The sequence below is a fragment of the Priestia sp. P5_B4 genome, from assembly GCF_056400385.1.
This window is the reverse complement of sequence record NZ_JBFULJ010000119.1, coordinates 1-8,278: the sequence shown is the minus strand read 5'-3', so window position 1 is coordinate 8,278 and position 8,278 is coordinate 1. Positions and strand designations below refer to the sequence as shown.

8 protein-coding genes and 1 pseudogene are annotated in these 8,278 nt (G+C 39.5%); 4 read left to right on the top strand and 5 right to left on the bottom strand.

Annotated features, from left to right (window positions below; all coding sequences use genetic code 11):
* A pseudogene (locus tag AC1DRF_RS12060) lies at positions 1–768 on the bottom strand (squalene--hopene cyclase); the annotation flags it as partial.
* 142 nt (positions 769–910) lie between these two features.
* Between AC1DRF_RS12060 and AC1DRF_RS12055 the strand changes: the two are divergent.
* The 3 genes from AC1DRF_RS12055 (at position 911) to AC1DRF_RS12045 (ending at position 3,857) form a co-directional block, all read left to right on the top strand.
* On the top strand, positions 911–1,951 hold the full coding sequence (locus AC1DRF_RS12055) for a C45 family autoproteolytic acyltransferase/hydolase (RefSeq protein ID WP_230183916.1): 1,041 nt from the start codon (positions 911–913) through the stop codon (positions 1,949–1,951).
* Between the two features lie 11 nt (positions 1,952–1,962).
* The gene (locus tag AC1DRF_RS12050) at positions 1,963–3,465 is read left to right on the top strand and encodes an NAD(P)H-hydrate dehydratase (RefSeq protein ID WP_427076197.1); all 1,503 of its coding nucleotides are present in this window, start codon (positions 1,963–1,965) and stop codon (positions 3,463–3,465) included.
* Between the two features lie 125 nt (positions 3,466–3,590).
* Positions 3,591–3,857, top strand: a complete 267-nt coding sequence (locus AC1DRF_RS12045) for a hypothetical protein (RefSeq protein ID WP_013083004.1) — start codon at positions 3,591–3,593, stop codon at positions 3,855–3,857.
* A gap of 39 nt (positions 3,858–3,896) precedes the next feature.
* On the opposite strand, the gene AC1DRF_RS12040 is transcribed toward AC1DRF_RS12045, so the two are convergent.
* The 3 genes from AC1DRF_RS12040 to AC1DRF_RS12030 form a co-directional block, all read right to left on the bottom strand.
* Complete coding sequence (locus tag AC1DRF_RS12040; protein ID WP_427076196.1) at positions 3,897–4,787, bottom strand: PhzF family phenazine biosynthesis isomerase; 891 nt, start codon at positions 4,785–4,787, stop codon at positions 3,897–3,899.
* A gap of 140 nt (positions 4,788–4,927) precedes the next feature.
* On the bottom strand, positions 4,928–5,593 hold the full coding sequence (locus AC1DRF_RS12035) for a hypothetical protein (RefSeq protein ID WP_427076195.1): 666 nt from the start codon (positions 5,591–5,593) through the stop codon (positions 4,928–4,930).
* Positions 5,594–5,757: 164 nt separating this feature from the next.
* Positions 5,758–6,531: a sulfite exporter TauE/SafE family protein gene (locus AC1DRF_RS12030; RefSeq protein WP_427076194.1), complete on the bottom strand. Its 774-nt coding sequence runs from the start codon at positions 6,529–6,531 to the stop codon at positions 5,758–5,760.
* Positions 6,532–6,653: 122 nt separating this feature from the next.
* On the opposite strand from AC1DRF_RS12030, the gene AC1DRF_RS12025 reads away from it, so the two are divergent.
* Positions 6,654–7,421 (top strand): TrmB family transcriptional regulator, encoded by a 768-nt coding sequence (locus AC1DRF_RS12025; RefSeq protein WP_477740816.1) that lies wholly within the window; start codon positions 6,654–6,656, stop codon positions 7,419–7,421.
* Between the two features lie 358 nt (positions 7,422–7,779).
* Here the strand turns inward: AC1DRF_RS12025 and AC1DRF_RS12020 are convergent.
* On the bottom strand, positions 7,780–8,278 hold a 499-nt coding region (locus AC1DRF_RS12020), incomplete at its 5' end, for an FMN-dependent NADH-azoreductase (protein WP_477740815.1).

Here is an 8,278-nt window from a genome sequence, read left to right as displayed (position 1 = left end):
GCTGTAGAGTGTTCCATCTTTTTCAATTCTTTCTAGCATGTAACGCTCAGCTGCTTGATAACCAAGCTTGTGGATGTAAGAAGGTAAAGAAGCCAGCTGTTTTAAATGGTCGACTAAAAAAATAGAAGCGCGTGATTCTTGAGCAGTTTCCTTCGATTCCTGTTTCTGTTCTCTTATATCTAAATGAGAAAGAGAAGGTGTATGTCTAGAAGTAAGTGAAAATTTTTTGTTTCCTGCTATCATCATCGGAACGAAGTGAATTCTGGCATAAGTGCTTAATTCATAAAAGTTAAGCGGTACATAGGTAGGCACGAGTAAAAGAGAAAGCGGGAGGTAAAATAGCTTTGGCCACTCGTATAAACCGTTAACAGAAAGCATCCATCTTGTGAGAAAATGAGCGCGCGAAATGCCTCCCGAATCTATAATATATCTTTCTGCTTTTCGCAAAATCCGGTCGTTTTTTTGGTAATACCCTGAATATAAAAGAGCTGTATAAGCTTGAATAGTGGCGGATAAGTTATGTTCTTCATCATCAAACAACGTCCAAAGACCATCTTCATTTTGAAGGGAAACGATCCGTTCGGTTAATTGTTTAATCAACACTTCTTTATCTAAATCAAAGGTGCGAAGAAGCATAATTAAAAACGCATCAGGCATAACGCCTGTTTCAAAACAGTAGCGAAATGACCCGTCATTTTTTTGTGTTGGACGCAGATAGGCGATTCTTCGCTGAATCTCTAGCTGAACTTCCTTTAGCAATATGATCACCTCTTATGATAATGCTTTTCAATCTTTCGACCTGTTTCTTTATAACTGTATTCAAAGGAAGAGAGTTCTATGAGAGGAGAAAGTTGCAAAGAATAGAGCGCTTGCTGCACAATAAAGGTACTGGAAAATTGGAGTGATAGAAGTGAAAGAAATACAGGTAGAAGTCATTCAAGGACGAGGCTCTTACCGAGAGCTTGGTGAAATGCAAGGAAAATTACATAAAGGAACAAAGCTGTTTAAAAATCATCAAAAAAGAAGAAAACGTTCATTACGAAGCTATCAAACGATAGCAAAAGAAGCTCGTCATTATTACGACTTATTTGCTCGTGGACTGTGGGATGAGCTAGTGGGCTTAGCAGAAGGCTTAGATTGGCCTCTTGAAGACGTTATTCATGAATACAGCGGGTATCAGCAAGAGTGGAAAAAAACAGGATGTTCGGCTCTTATGCAGCACGGCGTGTATGTACGAAACTACGATTATCATCCTAAAACGTACGAAGGTCGATTTTTGCTTTTTCAGCCAAATGAAGGATATGCAAGCGTCGGATTTGGAACGAGAATGATTGGGCGAATGGATGGAATGAATGAAAAAGGACTGGCAATTGGCTATCATTTTGTTAATCGCCGCCGTCAAACAAACGGATTTATTTGCTGTACGCTCGCTCGGTTTATTTTAGAAACATGTGAAACGACAGAAGAGGCTATTGCTATTTTAGAAAGAGCACCGCATCGTCATGCGTTTAATTATTCCATTTATGACCGCAGCGGGCAGGGAGCAGTAGTCGAAGCATCTGGACGAGGCGTTCATGTACAAAGAGGGACGATGATGGGGTGTACGAACCATTTTAATCAGCTGGTCGAAGAAAATCGTCATCATTTGGTAGAGTCAAAGGAAAGGCTCGATCATATTCGAGATCATATTGAAAAAAAGCTATCGCCTCTTGAAGCTTTTTCTTTATTTAATGAAGATGAATAYGGTATTTTTAAAGAAGATTATCGGAATTCTGCTGGAACGCTTCATACAGTAGCATATGTACCGGAGACGCTGCAAGTCATTGTGGGGATTGGACGAAAAGCAAAGCCTCTCATTTTCTCGTTTGAAGATTGGGTGAAAGGAGAACAATTAACTATAACGAAAATAAAAGGAACGGTAAATACAGATGAACCATTTCCGTTTCAGTAAGGAGCAGCATAATGAGAATTGTAACGAATCAAGAGATGTATCAAGTGGATGATTATATGATGATTACAATTGGGATGAGTGAAGAGTCCCTTATGGAAAATGCCGGGCAGGCTGCTGCCAACGCGCTGAGTGAGCGAATCAAAAAACATGAAAACATAGGGCTGCTTATAGGAACGGGAAACAATGGAGGAGACGGCTTTGTTATTGCCCGTGCTTTGAAGTCAAAAGGCTATGAAGTTGACGTCTGGGTAGTTCCTGCACGGGAAAAAATAAAAGGCGCGGCTAAAAAAGCCATGATCATCTATGAAAATGCTGGGTTCACGTGGCAATCGGCTGGAGACAACTTCTCTGTGAAAAAGTATACGGTTCTTATTGATTGTTTATTAGGTATAGGCGTAAAAGGCAGTATCAAATCTCCTTACGATGACATTATAAAAAAAATAAACGATTCTAATGCTTACATATACAGCATCGATGTCCCAAGTGGAGTAATGGAACAGAAGCAAGGGCTTACGGTACGTGCAGATGCTACGATTACGCTTCAGCAGCCGAAAGTCACGGCATTTACATACCCGAGTAAAGAAAGTTACGGTGAATTGATTGTAGTAGATATCGGTATTCCGCCGCTAGCAATTGAAAAAAGTTCATCTCTTAAGGAAGTATGGTCAACTCAGCATATTAAACAATCTTTTCCCATTCGAAACGCTTCGTCTAATAAAGGTACACATGGAAAAGGAATCGTAATAGGAGGTTCGCTTCAAACACCCGGAGCGCCGATGCTAACGTCAAAAGCAGCGCTCACAAGCGGAGCGGGACTTTTAACGCTTGCGCTTCCGAGCGATATTCATGCGATTGCAGCTGCTCACATGCTGGAAGTGATGTATAAACCATGTCCAAGCAAAGATGGATTTTTTGCAGGCGAGATGCCTTTAGAAGCAGGGAAGTATGATGCAATTGCAGTCGGACCAGGGCTTGGGAGAACCAAAGAAACGAAGAAAGTCGTCGAACAAGTGCTTCACCAGCCGGTTTCTGTTGTGGTGGACGCCGATGCTCTTTTTCATCTTCCCCATTTAGAAAAAGAAGTAAAAGAAAGAGAACATGCAACGATTTTAACGCCTCATCCGGGAGAAATGGCAAGGCTCGTGGACACAACAATCGCCGAAGTAGAAGCAAATCGATTTTCAATAGCTAGGCAATACGCAGTAGAACATGGTGTGTACCTTGTATTAAAAGGTCCAAACACGATTGTTACAACACCTGACGGAAAACAATACGTAAATACCACTGGAAACGCGGGACTTGCAAAAGGCGGAACGGGTGACACGTTAACAGGGATCATCCTCGCTTTTATTATGCAGCATGATTCTCTTCAAGAAGCAATCAGCAATGCGGTATATGTTCACGGAAAAGCAGCGGATGTGCTGCTCGATCAGGGGCATACAATGATGGATATGTTAGCAAGCGACGTTATTTCTGCACTGCCGGCAGTCTTAGGGCAGCTGAGTGAGAAGTAATTTCTTCTAGATTATTAAAATTTGTTGACAAATTCCTTCAAAAAGTTGTCAAAACTCTTTGTAAATGATAACGTTATTTTACGTAAGATTTTACATAGAAAGAAAGTGATGTTGTGTACTACTCAATGAGACCAAGAGGTATTCATTTAGCTGTGCCTACACTTTTCTTCCTTATCACAGTCGTGTTATTTGCGATGATGCAGTTTGGTTTTTATTTGGACTCCAGCATTCTTCGTAAAATTTGGGTCATCGTTATGGCTTTATTGCCCATTGCTGGACTAATCACCGCTATTAAAGGTAGAAGAGGAAGCGCAAAGCCGTGGTTAATTATAGGGAATGTGATTCTTATTTTAACCGTTACAATAATGAGCGTACAGGCTATTATTTACTAAACAAAAAACGTGTKCGCCAAATAGGCGGACACGTTTTTATTAGGAAAGAGAAACGATTTGCTTGGTTACATAGGCAGCTTCTCCTGCGATTACCACACCATACGTATTCTCTGTTTTTGTAATTTCTACATGAACGAAGCCATCTTTATCTATTTCCTGTCCTTGCTCAATGACAAATTGCCAGCGGCCGTTATCTTGCTGGTCCACATATCTCGCATAATAGGCGCCCATTACGCCTGATGCTGTTCCAGTTAAGGCGTCTTCTACCGTACCTGAAAATGGTGAAGAGAAATGTCTTCCGTGCATATGAGCTTCTGAGTGAATCGTTTCAAAACAAAAGGGATGAATAGATGCTTTTGGCATATCTGTTAAAATATGAGGAAAATCTTCTTGATTAGGCTTCATCTTTTTACAGGCATCTAAATTTTTTAAAGGTACAATAAGCGTCCAGTTCCCTGTACTTCCATATACAATAGGCAGTCTTTGATCAAGGTCATCAATATGAAGATTAAGAGCTTTTGCCAGTTTTTCTTTTGAACCTGAAAACGGATGAAACTGCGGAGAAGCTTGACTCATGGTGATAACAGGTTGTCCGTTTCTATTCTGTACAGTCATCGGCAAAATTCCAGCATTTGTTTCCACTGTAAATGTAGTTTTTGGAAGTTTGTTTTTACTGTGTAAAGCATAAAGAGAAGCGACGGTCGCATGACCGCACAAATCTGCTTCTTGTCCGGGTGTAAAATATCGAATTCGTAAATCAGCGCGGGAAGACTTCATGATAAAAGCCGTTTCGTTAAACTGTACTTGATAAGCAATCATCTGCATTTCTTCAGCTGAAAAATCATCTCCATTAAACACAATTCCTGCAGGGTTTCCTTTATTAGGGCGCGTACTGAACGCATCGTATTGATAAACAATCGCTTCTTTCATAGAAATTACCTCCATTTTTATATCATTGTATGAAAGCTTTAACCAGTGTTATTAAATGATCGGCTATTAAAATAGTGAAATACCTGAACGTTAGAATAAAAAAGCAGCAGTTTTTACCTGCTGCTTTTCACTTCGCAAAACTATTTCTGCATCGCGGCATTTATTCCTTCTTTTCTAACTTCTAGCATATGAGTAGCTTTTTTATCAATATCTTTAGCTGTATCGGAAGAAATGACGCCTACGCTGCTTAAGTCATAGGCAAGACTTGTAACAAGCAGTTGCTCTCTTTGTGCTAGTGTGCCGTATGTAAGTGCAGCGGTTTTAACTTGAATGCCACTCATATTTAATTCATCAGTAGAAGAAGCTGCATCGTTTTTTGCGGCTATTGCTTCTTGATAAAGAGAATCATATCCTCCAAACCCCACTTGGGCAATTAGAAAATTATAAATGTCATCGGCCGATTTTTTAGAAGGCTGGAAAAAAGCTCTTTGAAATTTATTGCGTGGTAAAAAGTTTAGTGCCGCCTGTCTTCCGTCTTCATAAATTTTTTCTTGTATTTCTTTCGTCGCTTTTTCGTCGTTTTTTTTCTGCGCTGCATCTAGCTGTTTGCGATATTTTTGAATAATGACTCCGTCCTGCTGATTGTTTCCCTCTTTGAAAGTAGCCGCGGCTTGTGGAACATCTGACGTTGCTAGAGTCTCAGCAGCGTTCTCTGAAGAAGAAAAGAACGTATTTTTGACAAAAATAAGTGCAAAGATCAGCAAAATAAACCATAAAAACCTGAATTTCTTAAACAAAATGTTCACCTCTGTATAATATTTCTAAATTATGTAAAACAACATGGGCCAGTATACAACAATTTTAGTGTTTTTTTACATATTTACTCAAAAATAAGAAAATAGTAAGAGGTGGTTTTATTAATCTAATAGATATATAGGTTCATTGTTATGGTTCTAAAGAAACCATTGATTTATTTGTACTGATTCACATAATCGAATATGTTTTTGCTAATAAGGCTTAAAGTGACAAGGATAAAAAGCGTTCGGACGTACGTCACGCCTTTTGATAGAGCGACATTTGACCCGACAAAAGAACCCGCGATCATCGCAAACCCCATAATTAATCCGTAAGAAAATACAACAGAATCGAAATATAAAAACACAAGCAAAGCACCTAAGTTACTGCCGAAATTTAAAAATTTTGCGCTGCCTGCTGACTGCAGGAAATCAAATCCCATAAATAAAAAAGCAAATAAAATAAATGAACCTGTGCCTGCTCCTAAAAATCCATCGTAAAAGCCAATAATAAAAATAAGTGCGGTAAAGAAAATAAGTTTCTTAATAGACAGCGGCTTATACGTAGACGTGGTGCCCCAGTTTTTTTTGAAGATTGTATAAATAGCAACTACAACAAGGAGAATCAAAATAACAGGTTTCAAAAAAGCGGAGGATAGAAAATGAACGGTGATTGAACCTCCTAAAGAACCAATAAATACAAAAGGAAACCATTTACCTACGACGCGAAAATCGACTTTTCCGGATTTGACAAATCGAATGGTACTCGTTAATACGCCCATCGTTCCGGCTAACTTATTTGTAGCTAAGGCAGCAGCGGGAGGCAGGCCTAAAAATAAAAGGGCAGGCGTTGAAATTAAACCGCCTCCGCCAACTACAGAGTCAATGAATGCGGCTAAAAAACCAAATAGTAAAAGCAAAAGAACAATCTGTAAACTTAATTCTTCCATAAAGCACCTTCCTCATGTCATAATATATAGTGACTACTTAAATAGTAACTATATAAAAAGCAGTTGTAAATATGTAAATGATGAAAATTTCAAATAACTTAAAAAACAGGGAGGTTTCCTTTATGGAAAATATTATTCAGCAGCTGCAGTCGCTTGGATTTAATCAGTATGAATCAAAAGTATACGTGGCACTTGTCAAAAAAGGATCTTCCACTGCTTATAGCATTAGTAAACATTCAGGTGTGCCAAGAGCGCGTGTATACGATATTTTACAAACACTAGAGGAAAAAGGCATKGTGTTAAAAGAAGAGAGTAATGATGGCACCCAGTACACATCGCTGCCCGTCGATGCTTTTTTGCATTCGCTGCAAAAAAAATGGCACGAAACGTATGAAGACGTTAGCGAAACGCTTAAACGTCTTGAAGCTGCAGAGTCTATAGAAGAAAGCCGGGTTATGACGATGAAAGGAGAAACAGCCATTCTTGCTTTTTGTGAGTCGCTATTGTTAAAAGCAAAAAATAAAATTGTCATCTCGCTTTGGCCCGATATTTATAATGAGTTGAAGCCTCTTTTATTACAGCTAAGGGAGAGCGTCACACTAAAAGGAATTGTGTTTGAACAAGATGAAGCGATGGAGGAATTTGACCGGCACCGCCATACAAGCTATACCGAAAACATTGGGAATCAAAACTGGTTTATTATATCTGTTGACAGCAGTGAAATGATTTATGGTCATAAAGAAATGGCGTACTATACAAATAACCCAGTCAACATTAGTTTACTTGAAAATTATATTTGGCATGATATTCTCGTTAACAGACTTGTAGAAAAAAGTGATAGAGAAATGGACAGGTGGATCGAAAAGGAAAGAGAAAGTTTTTTTGCGTAGAAAAGAGACTTAGACATAACGAAATCACCTCCATCGAAAGACGAACAAACGGGATAAATGATCTAGTATGAATGGCTTGTTACATCGCAGTTAATTTCCGTGCAAGGCTTCGCTTTCCGCGTGCGGCCGATGAGCCTCCTCGTCGCTTACGCGCCTATGGGGTCTCATCTGTTCCGCTTTCCCCGAAGGAGTCTTCGCATTGCCCTCCAATTAACTGCTGGAAGCAGCCACCATGCATGAAAGCTACGTTCATCTTACCAACAGAAAAATCCGAACAAAGTTGATGCTCCATTAAGAGTCTCGAGTCCTCGTTCGGATCTTCCTTCAATTAAAATATTTTTGTTACAGCCTCTTTATATTAAAAAGTTTGGGCAAGTTTTTTTGCTTCTGCTATTCCTTTTTCTTTAATTTCTTGGGCTTTATCTGGTATTGCGTTATGCCCTTCCACAAAAATGCCGTCTAACGAAGGTACTCCGAAGAAATTCATCATAATCCCAATATAACGATGCCCCATTTCCATATCAGCTGCAGGGCCTTCAGAATAAATGCCTCCGCGCGCTTGAATATGAAGCGCTTTTTTATCCGTTAATAGCCCAACCGGACCCTCTGCCGTGTATTTAAATGACTTACCCGCTACGGCTACAGAGTCTAAATAGGCTTTCATAACCGGTGGAAACGAAAAGTTCCACATAGGCGTTACAAAAATATATTTGTCCGCTGATACAAACTGTTCGCTCAATTCTGCAAGGCGATTGACCTTCTCCTGTTCATGGGAAGAAAGTTCAGAGCCAGACTGAAGTTTGCCCCAGCCGCTAAATACATCCGCATCAATATGAGGGATATTTTCTTTATAAAGG